11 protein-coding genes and 1 pseudogene are annotated in these 15,036 nt (G+C 68.9%); 6 read left to right on the top strand and 6 right to left on the bottom strand.

The window, feature by feature from the left end; translation table 11 throughout:
- Window positions 1-14 precede the first annotated feature (14 nt).
- Window positions 15-1,016 (top strand): FAD binding domain-containing protein, encoded by a 1,002-nt coding sequence (locus ACSHSS_RS00060; protein WP_006398082.1) that lies wholly within the window; start codon window positions 15-17, stop codon window positions 1,014-1,016.
- Window positions 1,013-3,232: a xanthine dehydrogenase family protein molybdopterin-binding subunit gene (locus ACSHSS_RS00055; RefSeq protein ID WP_445544473.1), complete on the top strand. Its 2,220-nt coding sequence runs from the start codon at window positions 1,013-1,015 to the stop codon at window positions 3,230-3,232. Before ACSHSS_RS00060 ends, ACSHSS_RS00055 begins: the two co-directional genes overlap by 4 nt.
- An 8-nt stretch (window positions 3,233-3,240) precedes the next feature.
- On the opposite strand, the pseudogene ACSHSS_RS00050 reads toward ACSHSS_RS00055, so the two are convergent.
- Window positions 3,241-4,162, bottom strand: a pseudogene (locus ACSHSS_RS00050) (LysR substrate-binding domain-containing protein).
- A gap of 111 nt (window positions 4,163-4,273) precedes the next feature.
- On the opposite strand from ACSHSS_RS00050, the gene ACSHSS_RS00045 reads away from it, so the two are divergent.
- Window positions 4,274-4,912: a glutathione S-transferase family protein gene (locus ACSHSS_RS00045; RefSeq protein ID WP_212160188.1), complete on the top strand. Its 639-nt coding sequence runs from the start codon at window positions 4,274-4,276 to the stop codon at window positions 4,910-4,912.
- A 131-nt stretch (window positions 4,913-5,043) separates the two neighbouring features.
- A complete protein-coding gene (locus ACSHSS_RS00040; RefSeq protein ID WP_212160183.1) occupies window positions 5,044-7,245 on the top strand; it encodes a TonB-dependent receptor in 2,202 nt (733 codons plus the stop codon).
- Between the two features lie 9 nt (window positions 7,246-7,254).
- Here ACSHSS_RS00040 and ACSHSS_RS00035 read toward each other — a convergent pair whose 3' ends face one another.
- Window positions 7,255-8,508, bottom strand: coding sequence for an MFS transporter (locus tag ACSHSS_RS00035; RefSeq protein WP_212160181.1), 1,254 nt, complete (start codon window positions 8,506-8,508; stop codon window positions 7,255-7,257).
- A gap of 97 nt (window positions 8,509-8,605) precedes the next feature.
- Between ACSHSS_RS00035 and ACSHSS_RS00030 the strand changes: the two genes are divergently transcribed.
- Window positions 8,606-9,640: a LysR substrate-binding domain-containing protein gene (locus tag ACSHSS_RS00030; RefSeq protein ID WP_212160180.1), complete on the top strand. Its 1,035-nt coding sequence runs from the start codon at window positions 8,606-8,608 to the stop codon at window positions 9,638-9,640.
- 50 nt (window positions 9,641-9,690) lie between these two features.
- Here the strand turns inward: ACSHSS_RS00030 and dapA are convergent, their stop codons facing one another.
- Window positions 9,691-10,590 (bottom strand): 4-hydroxy-tetrahydrodipicolinate synthase, encoded by a 900-nt coding sequence (gene dapA / locus ACSHSS_RS00025; RefSeq protein WP_060042262.1) that lies wholly within the window; start codon window positions 10,588-10,590, stop codon window positions 9,691-9,693.
- 137 nt (window positions 10,591-10,727) lie between these two features.
- A complete protein-coding gene (locus tag ACSHSS_RS00020) occupies window positions 10,728-10,823 on the bottom strand; it encodes a histidine kinase (protein WP_369717755.1) in 96 nt (31 codons plus the stop codon).
- 205 nt (window positions 10,824-11,028) lie between these two features.
- Between ACSHSS_RS00020 and ACSHSS_RS00015 the strand changes: the two genes are divergently transcribed.
- Window positions 11,029-12,048, top strand: a complete 1,020-nt coding sequence (locus ACSHSS_RS00015) for a sulfate ABC transporter substrate-binding protein (RefSeq protein WP_012467442.1) — start codon at window positions 11,029-11,031, stop codon at window positions 12,046-12,048.
- A 119-nt stretch (window positions 12,049-12,167) separates the two neighbouring features.
- Here the strand turns inward: ACSHSS_RS00015 and ACSHSS_RS00010 are convergent, their stop codons facing one another.
- A complete protein-coding gene (locus ACSHSS_RS00010) occupies window positions 12,168-12,782 on the bottom strand; it encodes a glutathione S-transferase family protein (protein WP_006414323.1) in 615 nt (204 codons plus the stop codon).
- Between the two features lie 2,077 nt (window positions 12,783-14,859).
- Window positions 14,860-15,036 (bottom strand): integrase core domain-containing protein (locus ACSHSS_RS00005; RefSeq protein ID WP_445544475.1); only part of this gene is annotated, 177 nt, incomplete at its 5' end.

Here is a 15,036-nt window from a genome sequence, read left to right as displayed (position 1 = left end):
CGGAGGGCCGCGTCATGGAAGCGATTTCGTACGAACGCGCGACCGACGTCGCGGGCGCCGTGCGCGCCGCGCAGCAGCCGGGCGCCGCGTTCATCGGCGGCGGCACCAACCTGCTCGATCTGATGAAGGGCGGCGTCGCGCGGCCCGTCACGCTGATCGACGTCACGCATATCGCGGGCCTCGACACGGTCGACGCGTTGCCGGACGGCGGGCTGAGGATCGGCGCGCTCGTGCGCAACAGCGACGCGGCCGATCATCCGCGCGTGCGCAGCGCTTATCCGCTGCTGTCGCAAGCGCTGCTGGCCGGCGCGTCCGCGCAGCTGCGCAACATGGCGACCGTCGGCGGCAACCTGATGCAACGCACGCGCTGCCCGTACTTCTACGATCCGGCGTTCGCGCAATGCAACAAGCGCGATCCGGGCAGCGGCTGCGCGGCGATCGGCGGCGACAACCGGATGCACGCGATTCTCGGCGCGAGTCCGCATTGCGTGGCCGTCAATCCGTCGGACATGAGCGTCGCGCTCGCGGCGCTCGACGCGGTCGTGCGCACGAGCGGCCCGCGCGGCGAGCGGCAGATTCCGTTCGCGTCGTTTCATCGGCTGCCCGGCGACCGCCCCGATCTCGACACGACGCTCGAACCGGGCGAACTGATCACCGCGGTCGACCTGCCGCCGCCGCAGTTCGCCGACCATGCGCACTACGTGAAGGTGCGCGACCGCGCGAGCTATGCGTTCGCGCTGGTGTCGGTCGCCGCCGCGCTGCGGATGGACGGCGCGCGGATCGAACACGCGCGCATCGCGCTGGGCGGCGTCGCGCACAAGCCGCTGCGCGCGACGGCCGCGGAGCAGCATCTCGCCGGTCGCGAGCCGACCGATGCGACGTTGCGCGAAGCGGCCGCGCTCGCGCTGCGCGATGCGCAGCCGCTCGACGGCAATGCATTCAAGGTCGCGCTCGCGCAGCGCGCGATCGTGCGCGCGGTGAAGACGGCCGCGCGATCGACAGGAGGACACGCATGAACACGCTGACCGGACAGCCGCTCGACCGCGTCGACGGCGTACTGAAGGTGACGGGCGGCGCACGCTACGCAGCCGAATTCGACGATGCGCGGCTCGCGCACGCGGTGCTCGTGACGAGCACGATCGCGAGCGGCCGCATCGAGTCGATCGACACGGCGCGCGCCCGCGCGATGCCCGGCGTGCTGCTCGTGATGACGCACGAAAACGCGCTGCGCCTGCCGAACGCGGGCCGGCCGCCGCTGTCGCCGCCGGCCGGCCGCCGGCTCACGCTGCTGCAGGACGACGCGGTGCGCTACAGCAACGAGCCGGTCGCGGTGGTCGTCGCCGATACGCTCGAACACGCGACCGACGCCGCGCAGGCGGTGCGCGTGCATTACCGCGCGAGCGAGGCGGCGCTCGATTTCGCGCGCGAGAAGGGTCGCGCGCGTGTGCCGCCGAAGCAGCAGGGGCGCGAGATGGACACGCAGCGCGGCGACGTCGACGCAGGGTTGCGCGCGGGCGACGTGCACGTCGACGCGACGTACACGACGCCGATGCAGCATCACAATCCGATCGAGCCGCACGCGACGATGGCGCGCTGGGACGGACCGACGCTCACGCTGCACGACGCGACGCAGGGCGTGACCGGCACGCGCAACGCCGTGGCCGCCGTGTTCGGAATCGCGCCGGAGCACGTGCGCGTGATCTCGCCGTTGCTCGGCGGCGGATTCGGCTGCAAGGGTTCGTCGTGGTCGCACGTGTCGCTGTGCGCGATGGCCGCGAAGCAGACCGGGCGGCCGGTGCGGCTCGTGCTGACGCGGCCGCAGATGTTCGGCCCGGTCGGCGGACGGCCGCTGACCGAGCAGCGCATCGTGCTGGCCGCGCGGCGCGACGGCACGCTGACCGCGATGCGCCACGATTCGGTCGTCACGACGTCGACCTTCGAGGACTGGACCGAGATGTGCGGGATGCCGTCGCGGATCATGTATGCGGTGCCGAACCAGGCGACCACGCACCGGATCGTGTCGCTGAACGTCGGCACGCCGACGTTCATGCGTGCGCCCGGCGAAGCGTCCGGCTCGTTCGCGCTCGAATCGGCGATGGACGAGCTCGCGTGGCGGCTCGGCATGGATCCGGTCGCGCTGCGGCTCGCGAACTATGCGCAGGTCGATCCGGAGGACGGCAAGCCGTGGTCGAGCAATGCGCTGCGCGAGTGCTATCGCGTCGGCGCGCAGCGCTTCGGCTGGTCGCGCCGCACGCAGGCGCCGCGCACGCTGCGCGACGGCGATACGCTGATCGGCCTCGGGATGGCGGCCGCGACGTATCCGGGAAACCGCAGCGAGGCATCGGCGCGCGCGCGGATCCTGCCGGACGGCACGGCCGAAGTCGCGTCGGGCACGCAGGACATCGGCACCGGCACCTACACGGTGATGACGCAGGTTGCGGCCGACGCGCTCGGCTTTGCGCCGCAGAACGTGCGTTTCTCGCTCGGCGATTCGGGGCTGCCCGGTGCGCCCGTGTCGGGCGGCTCGCAGTCGGCCGCGAGCGTCGCGCCGGCCGTGCGCGAGGCGGCACTGCAGGCGCGTGCGAAGCTGATCGCGATGGCGATCGCCGATGCGGGTTCACCGCTGCACGGCGCCGCGGCGGACGACGTGACGGTCGACGACGGCTGGCTCGTGCATCGCGCGGACCGATCGCGACGCGACCCGGCGGCCGCGGTGATCGCGCGTGCGGGCGGGCAACCGATCGAGGCGCTCGCGACGACGAAGCAGGGCGACGAGAAGCAGCGCTACGCGTTCCATTCGTTCGGCGCGGTGTTTGCGGAAGTGCACGTCGACGCGGAGCTCGGCACGATACGCGTGCCGCGCATCGTCGGCGTGTACAGCGTCGGCGCGCTGCTGAACGCGAAGACGGCGCGCAGCCAGCTGCTCGGCGGCATGGTGTGGGGGCTCGGCACCGCGCTCGAGGAAGGCTCGCATCTCGACCTGCGCGCCGGCCGCTTCACGAACGCGAATCTCGCCGAGTATCACGTGCCGGTGAATGCCGATATCGGCGAGCTGGACGTCACGTTCGTCGACGAGCGCGATCCGCATTTCAATCCGCTCGGCATTCGCGGGATCGGCGAGATCGGCATCACGGGCGTGCCGGCCGCGATCGCGAATGCGGTTTATCACGCGACCGGCGTGCGTGTGCGCGATCTGCCGATCACGCTCGACAAGGTGATGGCGTCCGCTTGAGGCGCGCGTCAGCGTCGCGGCGTGCGGCGCCGCACTTCGCTGCGCAGCCAGTCGAGCCACGTGCGGATCGCCGCTTCGCGCGGATGGCCGGGGCGCCACACGACGTAGTGCGCATAGACGTCGGTGATGCGCACCGTCGATATGCGCACGAGTGCGCCGCTCGCGAGTTCGCGTTCGATCAGCGAGCGGCGCGCGAGCGCGACGCCGCGTCCTTTCAACACCGCATCGATCAGCGCGTTCGCGTCTGCGAAGCGCGGCGCGCGCGGCGATTCGGTCAGATCGAGCCGCGCGGCCTGAAACCACGGTTCCCACGGCTGCGCGGGATGGCGCAGCAGCGTCGCGCGCACGAGGTCCGCGCGGCGCGCGCGGCGCGATGCCGTCGCGGTTGCGGTACGCGGGGCTCGCGACCGGAAACACCGTCTCGTTCATCAGCTTCTCGGCGACGACGCCCGGCCACGTGCCGAGCCCGTAGCGCAGCGCGACGTCGATGCGGTCGCGCTTGCGAAGCGGCGCGAGCGCGGTGTCCGGATGCAGCACGATCGAGATCTGCGGATGCGCGGCCGCGAAGCGCGGCAGCCGCGGCGCGAGCCAGCGCTCGGCCACGCTTGGCAGCACGCTGACGTTGAGCGTGACGTCGCAGGCGCGTGGCCGGGCACGCACCGCATGCGTCGGCTCGAACGCGCGCTCGAGCACGCTGAGCCCCTGGCGCACCTGCAGCGCGAGCGCATGCGCGGCGTGAGAGGGCGTCGCGCCGCCGCGTTCGCGCGTGAACAGCGGGTAGCCGAGCTGCGCCTCGAGCGCGCGGATGTGCTGGCTCACGGCGCCTTGCGTGAGCGCGAGTTCGTCGGCCGCGCGCGTGAAGCTTTGCAGCCGGACGGCGGCCTCGAACGCACGCAACGTCTGCAGCGGAGGGAGATGGATGCGTCGCATTTCGCATTAGTAACACTAATGTCCGAGCACGACAATTCATCGTTTGCGGCAGCGGGCGCGGCATTCCTACACTCGTGCTCGTCTTTCACAGGCCCGCCGGGCAATGCCACCATGAACGCCTATCGTCTCTATCTTTCGCCGGGCGCGTGTTCGCTCGCCGCCCACATCGCGCTCGAAGAAACGGGCGCACCGTTCGACGTCGAGATCGTGCAGGTCCGCCAGCAGGAGAACCTCACCGACGGCTATCTCGCGATCAATCCGAAAGCGCGCGTGCCCGTGCTGGCGATTCCCGGCGAGTCGCGCGTGCTGACCGAGACGCCGGCCATCCTCACGTATCTCGCGCGCCGCCATCCGGATGCACAGTTGCTGCCGCTCGATGATGCGCTGCGCGAAGCGCGGTGCCACGAGTGGCTCGCCTGGCTCGTCGGCTGGGTGCATGGCGTCGGCTACGGCGCGCTGTGGCGGCCGGGCCGCTTCGTCGGCGATCCGGCGCTGCACGGTGCGATCAGCGAGCACGGACGCAGCGTGATCGACGCGGCGAACGCGACGATCGAGGCCGCGCTCGCGGACGGACGCACCTGCGCGGAGCCGGGCGGCCATTCGATCGTCGATCCGTTCCTGCTCGTGCTGTACCGGTGGGGCGGCGCGATCGGCTTCGACATGACGCGGCATCGCGCCTGGACCGCGCATGCGCAGCGCGAAGCCGAACGGCCGGCCGCGCGGCGCGCGCTCGCACGCGAGGCGGCCTGACGGCCCGACGCAGCTCGGCGCGCCGAAGCGGCAGGGCCGCTTCCGACGGAAATTTCGTCTCCGTCCGATTGCCATGTCGCGCCCTTTTATTTGGAATGAGAACCATTCTCATTGATGAAGGGGAAGTGACCATGACGAGCCCGATCCAGTCGAGCGCGACGCCGCCGCGTCGCCCGGCTGCCTCCGTCGCATTCGCGATGATGACCTGCGCGGCCGCGCCGGCCGCCGCGGACGACACCGATCCGCGGCGCGCGCCGCACCTGAGCCCGATCGTCGTGCAGGGCGAGCGCGACACCGGCTCGCGCGTCGATCGTTCGGGCTCCGCGAAATACGCGACGCCGCTGCTCGACGTGCCGCAGACGATCACCGTCGTGCCGCGCGAGGTGCTCGACGAGCAGCAGGTCACGAGCCTGCGCGAAGCGCTGTCCAACGTCGCGGGCATCACGTTCAACGCGGGCGAGGGCGGCGGCGGGTCGGGCGACATGCTGCTCATCCGCGGCTTCAGCGCGCACGCGAACCTGCAGCTCGACGGGTTGCGCGACAGCGCGCAGAACAATCGCAGCGATCTGTTCAACATCGACGCCGTCGAAGTCATCAAGGGGCCGAATTCGGTGTTCGGCGGCGCGGGCACGACGGGCGGCTCGGTCAACCTGATCAGCAAGGCGCCGCAGCGCAAGGCGTTCATCGAGGCCGGCACGGTGCTCGGCACGTCCGGCTACCGGCGCGCGACGCTCGACGCGAACCGCCCGCTGCCCGGCAGCGACGGCAGTTCGGTGTTCCGGCTGAACGCGATGGCGCACGTGAACGACGTGCCGGGCCGCAACGACATCCGCAAGCGGCGCTGGGGCGTTGCACCGTCGGTCGGCTTCGGGCTCGGCACGCCGACGCGCGTGACGCTCGGCTATTTCCACCAGTACGACCACAACCTGCCCGACTACGGGCTGCCCGCGCGCAACGGCCAGGTGCTCGGCGGCGTCGCGCGCGATGCCTATTTCGGCTGGCGCAACCTCGACCGCGAACGGATCGAGTCCAACACGTTCACCGTGAAGGCCGAGCACGACGTGTCGCCGCAGCTGAAGCTGCAGAACCTGAGCCGCTACGCGCATCTGAATCGCGACACGGTGGTTTCCGCGTCGCATGCGAACCTCGACGGGATGCCGCCCGGGCGCTACAAGCCGGCGGGGCCGCAGGGTTACGGGCGCGACGCGTCCACCGCGATGTGGATGAACCAGACGAACGCGACCGGCGAATTCAGCACGTTCGGCGTCGGCCATACGCTCGTCGCGGGATTCGAGATCTCGCGCGAGACGTACGCGCGCAGCACCTACTCGCACGGGCTCGCGCGTCACTTCCCGAAGAACGGCTATGCGCTCGCCGCGCCGCCCGGCTACTGGTCGGGCCCCGCGCGCCGCGAGAACACCGCGCGCACCGATACGGCGCTCGACGTGAAGGCGCTGTACGCGTTCGATACGATCTCGTTCGGCCGCTACTGGGACCTCGACGTCGGGCTGCGTCACGACTGGATCGACGGCTGGGCGCGCAATACGCCGGCCGGCAAGCCGACCGAGCGCGGGGAAACCTCTGACCGTCATCTGAGCACGCGCGCGGGGCTCGTGTTCAAGCCGACCGACAACGGCCGCCTCTACGCGGCATACGGCACGTCGTTCAATCCGTCGGCGGAATTCCTCGTCACGACGGGCAGCGGCGTGACCGCGGCATCGGGCGGGCTCGCACCCGAGAAGAACGAGAGCGTCGAACTCGGCGCGAAGTGGGAAGGGCTCGCCGGTCTCGCGGTGAAGGGCGCGCTGTTCCAGACGTACAAGCACCACGCGCGCGAACGGATGTCCGACGGCACCTACCTGCTCGCCGGCAAGCAGCGCGTGCGCGGCGTCGAGCTCGGCGCGGCCGGCAAGATCACGCCGAAGTGGGATCTGTTCGCGAACTACACGTATCTCGCGAGCGCGACGCTCGACTCGCCGTCGTCGCCGCGTCGCAACGGGAAGGCGCTCGGCAACACGCCGCGGCACGCGTTCAATCTGTGGACGACCTATCGGCTGCCGGCCGGCTGGACGATCGGCTATGGGTCGCATTTCGTCGGCCGGCGCAACGTGACGTCCGAAGGCGACGGGACGCTCGGCGCGTACTGGGTGCACAACCTGATGGCGAGCTACGACGTGAACCGGCGGCTGCGGTTTCAGCTGAACGTCGACAACCTGTTCGATCGCGCGTACGTGGAGCGCGTGCGGCAGCAGCCGGGCAACGCGTCGCGCTCGTCGGCCGTCGAGTTCGGCGACGGGCGCGCGGCGATGCTGTCGGCCGTGTACACGTTCTGAGTTCGCGCGCTACGCGGGCCGTTTCGGGAACAGCGGCAGCGTCGCGCACGCGCACGCGCCGGCCGCGAGCCACACGACGCTCCACGTACTCGCCGCGAGCAGCGGCGGAATCGCGAGCGGCGTGAGGAACAGCCCGACATAGACCATCGTGTTTGCCATGCCGAGCGCGGTGCCGGCATGGTCGGCGCCGGCCAGCGTCGCGAGTTCGGTATAGGCGACGCCGTGCCAGGCCGATACGCAGATCCCCGCGAACACGAGAATCGCGACGATCGCCGCGACCGGCACGTGCGGGCTGCCGGCCGTCGCGGCCGCGAGCAGCGCGAACGAGGCGCCCGCCACGAGCACCGATCCGCGCAGATATGCGCGCCGGTTCCGATGGCGGTCGGTATGGCGGCCGCTCCATACGCGCATCGCCATCGCGCCGAGCTGCAGCGCGACCATCGCCGCGCTGATGCCGGCCACGCCGAGCCGGCCGAAATCGTGCAGGAACACCGTCGCGAATGTCAGCACCGCGAATTGCGGCACACAGAGCACGCCGATACCGATCACGAGCCGCCAGACCGCGCGGTTCGCGAGCGGCGTCGTCGCGCGCGGGGCGGCCGGTTGCCGCGCGTGCGGCTGCGCGGCGTCTGCCGCGGCGGGCGGCTCGCGCAGCCAGCACCACGTCAGCACGGCCGAGCCCGCGCACAACAGCATCAGCGTGCCGTACACGGCGCCGAAACCGGCATGCGACGCGAGCCACGGCAACAGTGCCGCGCCGACGCCGCCGCCCATCGGCACGGCCGTCTGCCGGATGCTCATCGCGAGCCCGCGTTCGCGCTCGCCGAACCAGCGCATCACCGCGCGCCCGCTCGACCCGTTCACGCTGCCGCCGAGCAGCCCGACGCCGCACATCATCGCGACGATGTGCGCGAGCGGCGGCACCGCGTCGGGCGTCGGCACGATCGCGACGGCCATCAGCGCGAGCATCGCGGCGGTCGCGATCAGCCCGGTCAACAGCACGCGGCGATCGCCGAAGCGGTCGGCGGCGATACCCCACGGCAACTCGGACAGCGCGACGCCGAACCCGAGCGCGCCGAGCACGAGCCCGAGCGAGCCGTTGTCGAGGCGATACGCGCTGCGCATCCAGACCGCGGTGGTCGGAATGCCGGCCGCGGCGGCCGAAAAACTCATGTTCGCGGCAACGCCGGCAGCGAGCACCAGCCAGCGGGCGGCGCAGCGGCGCTCGGCGGACGAACGGGAAAGGGCAAGCGAGCGTTCCATGGCGAAAGACCGGGACGGAAATTGACAGTCACAGTGTCGTCGCCTACATTCATCCTGAAAATCGGAAAGTTTTTGACGGACCGTTCGATAAAACAGGATGATAGACGTGGCCGAACACGAACACGCCATCGAGTCGCGCGGCGCCACGACGCTCGCGCAACCGAACTTCGACATCGCGGCCTTGCGCAGTCTGGTCGCGGGCGTCGATCTCGGCAGCTTCGCGAAGGCGGCCGACCGCGTCGCGCGCTCGACGTCGGCCGTCAGTGCGCAGATCCGCAAGCTCGAAGAGCAGGCGGGCACGCCGCTGTTCGTGAAGGTCGGCCGCGGGCTCGCGCTGACCGACGCGGGCGAGGCGATGCTGCGCTATGCGCGGCGGATCGTCGAGCTGAACGACGAGGCGGCCGCGGCCGTGCGTGGCGTGAACCTCGACGGCCGCGTGCGCGTGGGTCTGCAGGAGGATTTTGGCGAGGCGATCCTGCCGGACGTGCTCGGCCGCTTTGCGCGCGCGCATCCCAAGGTGCGGATCGACGCGCGCGTATCGCGCAATGCCGATCTGTTCGACCGGCTCGAGGCGAACCAGCTCGATCTCGCGCTCGTGTGGGGCGATCCGGCGTCGGCGGAGCGTGCGTCGCGGCCCGGAATCGACAGCGAGACGATCGCGCACGTCCCAATGCGGTGGATCGGCGCCGCCCATGCGGCTCAACCCGAGTTCGACGGCGGCGCGGTGCCAGGCGCGCAGGACCGAGCCGGCCCGCGTGCGATCGCGGCGACACCCGAACCGCTGCCGCTCGTGATGTTCGACCGGCCGTGCCGGTTCTTCGGCGCGGCGACCGATGCGCTCGACCGAGCCGGCGTGCCGTGGCGCGTCGCATTTACGACGCCGAGCCTCGCCGGGCTGTGGGCGGCCGCCGCGGCCGGCCTCGGGCTGACCGTGCGTTCGCACTACGGGCTGCCGGCGTCGGTGCGCGTGCTCGACGCCGCCGCATGCGGCCTGCCGGCGCTGCCGAGCGTGCCGCTCGTGCTGCTGCGGCGCACGTCGTCGGCGACGCCGACCGTCGATCGGCTCGCGCGGATCGTCACGCAGGCCGTGCGCGAAGCGACACATCCAGTGGCGGCCGCACTCGCCGCGTAGCGCGCAGCGGCGAGCGCGCACGGCGCCTCGCCGATTCGATGCGCGCCGCGCTACGCCATCGCGCTCGCCGGCGCATGCGCGTCGAGTTCCGCGCACAGCGTGCGCAGCCGCGCGCGCAGCGCGTCGCTCGCCGGCACGAACGGCAGACGCAGGCCGTCGTCGCACCAGCCTTGCGCGGCCAGCACGGCCTTCACGGGCGCCGGATTCGGCTCCGCGAACAGCGCGGCGACGAGCGGCTGCAACGCGACCGCGATACGCCGCGCGTCGGCGAGACGGCCGTCGCGCAGCAGCGCGTGCATCCGCACATGCCATTCGGGCAGCACGTGTGCGCTGCTCGCGATCGTCCCGTGCGCGCCCGCGCAGAGCGCGGCGAAGTTCTGGTTGTCGTCGCCGGACAGCACCGCGAGCGGCGTCTCGTGCACGAGCCGGCTCATGCGCTCGAGCGTGCCGCCGCATTCCTTGATGCCGGCCACGCGCGCATCGCGCGCGAGCGCCTGCAGCGTGTCGAGTTCGACGTTCACGCCGGTGCGGTACGGGATGTTGTAGACGAGCACCGGCAGGTCGGCCGCCTCGACGATCGCTTCGACGTGGCGCCGAATGCCGTCCTGCGTCGGCCGCACGTAGACGGGCGGCGTGACGAGCAGGCCGTCCGGCCGTAGCGCCGCGAGTTCGCGGGCGCGTGCGGCCGCGGCGTGCGTTGCGCTCGCGGTCAGCCCGACGACGATCGGCCGGTCCGGCACCGCGTCGCGCAGCGTCGCGAACACGGCGTCCTGCTCGCGTGCATCGAGCAGCACGCCTTCGCCGGTCGTCGCGCCCGCGACGAAGCCTGCGATGCCGGCGGCCGCATAGTGCCGCGCCAGGCGCGCGAGCGCGCGATGATCGACGTCGCCGCGGTGAAACGGCGTGACGATCGGCAGCCAGATACCTTCAAAACGGGGTGATGTGTGCATGCAAAGCCTCATGGTGAGAACGGGAGGGAGACAACCGTTCCGCCGGCGCTATGCCGGTGCGAGGCGTGCGAGCAAGGAAAAGAAACGACCTGCGGGCATCCCGTCCGGCATTCGCCTGACGGGACGCGACATCCCCGTCAGTCGAGGAGTCGTTTTTTCAGTTTCAGCCCGGCCGCGCGCGCGCCGGCCGCGAGGGCGGCGGAAAGCGACGGCGAGCGGAGGATGGCGGACATGGATGAACCGTGACGTGGGCTGAGCGGCGATCTTAGCATTGCGGCGCGCCGGCGTGGGGCGCTGCTTGCTTATGACGATTCGTGATTTGCTTTGCACGACAGATTGGAAGGCGCGCGGGGCGCGGCCGCTAGAATGCCCGCTTACGTTTCGATGACGGCGCAGCGCCGTCGCGCATCCACCACCAAGGAAACGGGGCATATCACGATGGCAAGCATCAAGGGGATCGGCCGCTGGCTGCATACGGGCGCGGCGGCGGCACTCGTCGCGGCGGCAACGGTCGCGCACGCGGACACGTCGATCCTGAACGTGTCGTACGACGTGACGCGCGAGCTCTACAAGGACATCAACGCGAGCTTCGCGGCCGCCTACAAGCAGAAGACCGGCGAGACCGTGACGATCAAGCAGTCGCACGGCGCGTCGAGCGCGCAGGCGCTGTCGGTGCTGCAAGGGCTGCAGGCCGACGTCGTCACGATGAACCAGCCGAACGACATCGACCTGCTCGCCGAGCGCGGCCAGCTGCTGCCGAAAGACTGGCGCGCCCGCTTTCCGGACAACAGCTCGCCGTACTCGACGACGATGGTGTTCCTCGTGCGCAAGGGCAATCCGAAGGCGATCAAGGACTGGAGCGATCTCGCGAAGCCGGGCGTGCAGGTGATCATCGCGAACCCGAAGACGTCGGGCAACGGCCGCTACGCCTATCTCGCCGCATGGGGCTATCAGAAGCAGAAGGGCGCGACCGATCAGCAGGCGCTCGAGTTCGAGAAGGCGATCTTCCGCAACGTGCCGGTGCTCGACTCGGGCGGCCGCGGCGCGACGACGACGTTCACGCAGCGCGGCATCGGCGACGTGCTCGTTACGTTCGAGAACGAAGTCGCGCTGATGGATACCGGCGCGTCCGGTGCGCAGTTCGATGCCGTCTATCCGTCGGCGAGCATTCTCGCGGAGCCGCCGGTCGCCGTCGTCGACAAGGTCGTCGACAAGAAGGGCACGCGCAAGGTCGCGCAGGCGTATCTCGACTACCTGTACACGCCCGAGGCGCAGGAGATCATCGCGCAGCATCATCTGCGTCCGCGCGACGCGAACGTGCTGAAGAAGCATGCGGCCGAGTTCAAGCCGCTGAAGACGTTCAGCGTCGAGCAGATTTTCGGTAGCTGGGCGAACGCGCAGAAGACGCACTTCGCGGACGGTGGCACGTTCGATCGCGTGATCGTCGACCGGAAGTAACGGCGGCGCGTCGTCGAACGCGCGAGACGAAACCGGCGGCCGAGGCCGCCGGTTTTTTTATGCGCGACGCGCGCGAGCCGGTGCGACGACGAATCTGGCAGCGGGCGCGTCGCCGTGCATTACGCGTGCAGCAGCCGCGCCGCTTCGCGCTGCTCGACCGCGACCGCGCGACGGTATCCGTCGCGGTCCTCGGCGCGCGCGACGTAGTCGCCGAGCACGCCTTCGTGCGGCAGCAGATGCGCGTCGAAGGCGATCTTCAGCGTGCTCGCGAGCAGCAGATCGGCGGCGGTGAAGCGGTCGCCGACGAGCCATCGGCTATGCGCGAGCGTCTGCGCGAGCGCGCGCTGCACGCGCGTGATGTTGCCCCAGCCGAACGCGACCGGGTTGCCCGACGCGCCGGTGAATTTTTCCGCCATCGCCGGCTCGAGACAGGTCGGCGTGAAGAACATCCATTGGAGGAAGCGGCCGCGCTCCGGGTCGTTCGGCGCGATGCCGAGGCCCGCGTCGGGACAGCGGTCGGCGAGGTAGAGCAGCACCGCGCCCGATTCGGCGAACGGCGCGCTGCCGTCGTCGAGCGCCGGTAGTTTCGCCATCGGGTTCACCTGCACGAACGCGTCGCTGCCCTGTTCGTGCGAGCGCAGATCGATCGGCACCAGCTCGTAGACGGCGCCGATTTCCTCCAGCATCCACAACGCCCGGAACGCCCGGGTTTTCGGCCAGTAGTAGAGCTTCATCGCGCCTCCGTGCAGGGTGTCGAAATTGACGGATGCTCAAGCGTAACCGAGCGGTACGGGTGGGCGGCGATTCTGCGGGGAAAAATGTCGGGGGCGGAGCTTGAGGGTTGGCGTGTTTGAATAACTAGTTATATATGAACTATGTTGGCATATTGGGCCGAAGGAGCGTATGCGCGCTAGCGCCAGGCGGGTTTCGCGGTAGTATCCGTTCCCCGCGATTTGGCCTGGCTGTCGGCGTTTCGACGATGAATTGTGTTTGCGTGGGCGAGGACGTCGGCCGCGTGTGTGGATAGGTCGGCGTCGAAGGGACTCGAAGCGCTGTGCTTTTTGTCGGTGAGCGGCGGCGTCGAAGCGAAGCGGGACGCGGGCGCGCGGGAGATTGGGAGCCTTTGGGCACACTGGCGGGCGGCGCGGATTTTTCGCGCGATTGCGAGCACGAGGCCTTCCGCTTGTGTACGGCTTTGACGTCGGCATGGCTGCCGCGAGGAGAGTCGGCTTGCTGTGCGTTCGATCGGTGAGCGCCAAAAGGTCGGTTCTCGGTTGCGGTGCGTCCGACGCGGATATGTCGGCTGTACGGACACTCGGATCGCTGTGCGTTGCGACGGTGAGCGAGAGCAACCGCATCGCGAGGCACGGTTTACGGTGCGCAGATGTCGGCTGCGAAAAGGCTCGACTTTATTGCGAAGCTGATCGGCGGCCGTCGGCTAACGATCCATTGAAGCGCGGTTCGGGATGTGGATAGGTCGGCGGCACAGGCACTCGGATCGCTGTGAATTTCGACGGTGAGTGCGAGGCGGTCGACCCGGCGAAGCAGGGTTTTCGGTTGTGGAGACGTCCGTTACGGAAAGGCTCGAGGCGTTGCGAACCTGAATAGCGAGTGCGGACGAGCGATCCGTCTATATGGGCTCAGCGATGTGGATATGTCGACAGCGAAGAGACTGGAATCGCTGTGAATTTCGATGGTGAGGGTGAGACGATCGATTCGCCGAAGCGCGGATTTTTGTTGTGGGGACGGGAATCGCGTGGACGATCGAACCGCAAGGAACCCGAGCGCTGAGTGCCCGCTAGTCATCATCGAACTGCCGTTTATTCATGTGGATAGGTGAGTCCCGGAGCGACTCCAATTGCTGTGAATTTCGATGGTGAGCACGAGACGCTCGATTCGCCGAAGCGCGGATTTTGTCGCCGAGATGCGGGTCGTGTGGACCTTCGAATTGCCGTGAGCCTGAACGGTGAGTGCCGGCGACCCATCATCGAAGTGCCGTTTATCCATGTGGATAGGTAGGTCCCGGAGCGACTGCAATTGCTGTGAATTTCGATGGTGAGCGCAAGGCCGACGATTCGCCGAGGCGCGGATTTTGTTGCTGAGATACGCGTCGTGTGGACCGTTGAATCGCCGTGAGCCTGAACGGTGAGTGTCGGCGAGTCATCATCGAAGCACCGTCTATCCATGTGGATAGGTCGGCCTCGGAGCCACTCGGACCGCTGTGAATTTCGATGGTGAGCGCCACAAAGCCGATTCGCCGAGGCGCAGATTTCGTTGTGGAGATGGGCATCGCGTGGAGGATTCAATCACCGGGAGCCAGAGCGGTGAGTGTCGGCGAGTCATCATCGAAGTGCCGTTTATCCATGTGGATAGGTGGGACCCGGAGCGACTCCAATCACTGTGAATTTCGATGGTGAGTGTGAGGCGACCCATCCGCCGAAGCATGAGATTGCTGCGAAAATGCGTGGCGTGTGGACGACCGATTCGCCGTGAGCCAGCACGGCGAGCGTCGATGAATAATCATCGCCACGCTGCTTATCAATGTGGACAGGTGGGCAACGAGGCGACTCGAATCCCTGTGAGTTTCAACGGTGAGCGTGAGCGACCATTCGATCGCGGCACCGATTTTGATGTGACGATGCCGGATCGCGACTAGAATCGAGCCCCCGTGAATCCGAACCCTGAGCGCTGCCGCGTAATCCATCGAGGCGCGATTCGCGATGTGGATATGTCGGCAGCGAAGCGACTCGCATCGCTGTGAATTTCGACGGTGAGGGTGGCCTGACCCCATAGGGTGGTCCGGTTTCAATCTTAGTTCATGATCGGCCTTGGGGCTATTGCCTGTGCAGATGGTGGTGCCGATCCACGGGTTGGCACCGGCCAGACGATGGCCTCCGGTGCTGGCGGTTTGTAACCGAGCGATGAGTGCGGTCGCTCGGTGTTGTAGTAGCGTCTCCATGCCTCGATGATGACCTTTGCCTCGGCGAG

This window comes from Burkholderia sp. BC1, assembly GCF_052683555.1.
This window is presented reverse-complemented; position numbering and strand designations above follow the sequence as displayed.

Coding starts and splice junctions, on each gene's coding strand:
- ACSHSS_RS00060 (WP_006398082.1), top strand. CDS start 15: ATGGAAGCGATTTCGTACGAACGCGCGACCGACGTCGCGGGCGCCGTG.
- ACSHSS_RS00055 (WP_445544473.1), top strand. CDS start 1,013: ATGAACACGCTGACCGGACAGCCGCTCGACCGCGTCGACGGCGTACTG.
- ACSHSS_RS00045 (WP_212160188.1), top strand. CDS start 4,274: ATGAACGCCTATCGTCTCTATCTTTCGCCGGGCGCGTGTTCGCTCGCC.
- ACSHSS_RS00040 (WP_212160183.1), top strand. CDS start 5,044: ATGACGAGCCCGATCCAGTCGAGCGCGACGCCGCCGCGTCGCCCGGCT.
- ACSHSS_RS00035 (WP_212160181.1), bottom strand. CDS start 8,508: ATGGAACGCTCGCTTGCCCTTTCCCGTTCGTCCGCCGAGCGCCGCTGC.
- ACSHSS_RS00030 (WP_212160180.1), top strand. CDS start 8,606: ATGATAGACGTGGCCGAACACGAACACGCCATCGAGTCGCGCGGCGCC.
- dapA (WP_060042262.1), bottom strand. CDS start 10,590: ATGCACACATCACCCCGTTTTGAAGGTATCTGGCTGCCGATCGTCACG.
- ACSHSS_RS00020 (WP_369717755.1), bottom strand. CDS start 10,823: ATGTCCGCCATCCTCCGCTCGCCGTCGCTTTCCGCCGCCCTCGCGGCC.
- ACSHSS_RS00015 (WP_012467442.1), top strand. CDS start 11,029: ATGGCAAGCATCAAGGGGATCGGCCGCTGGCTGCATACGGGCGCGGCG.
- ACSHSS_RS00010 (WP_006414323.1), bottom strand. CDS start 12,782: ATGAAGCTCTACTACTGGCCGAAAACCCGGGCGTTCCGGGCGTTGTGG.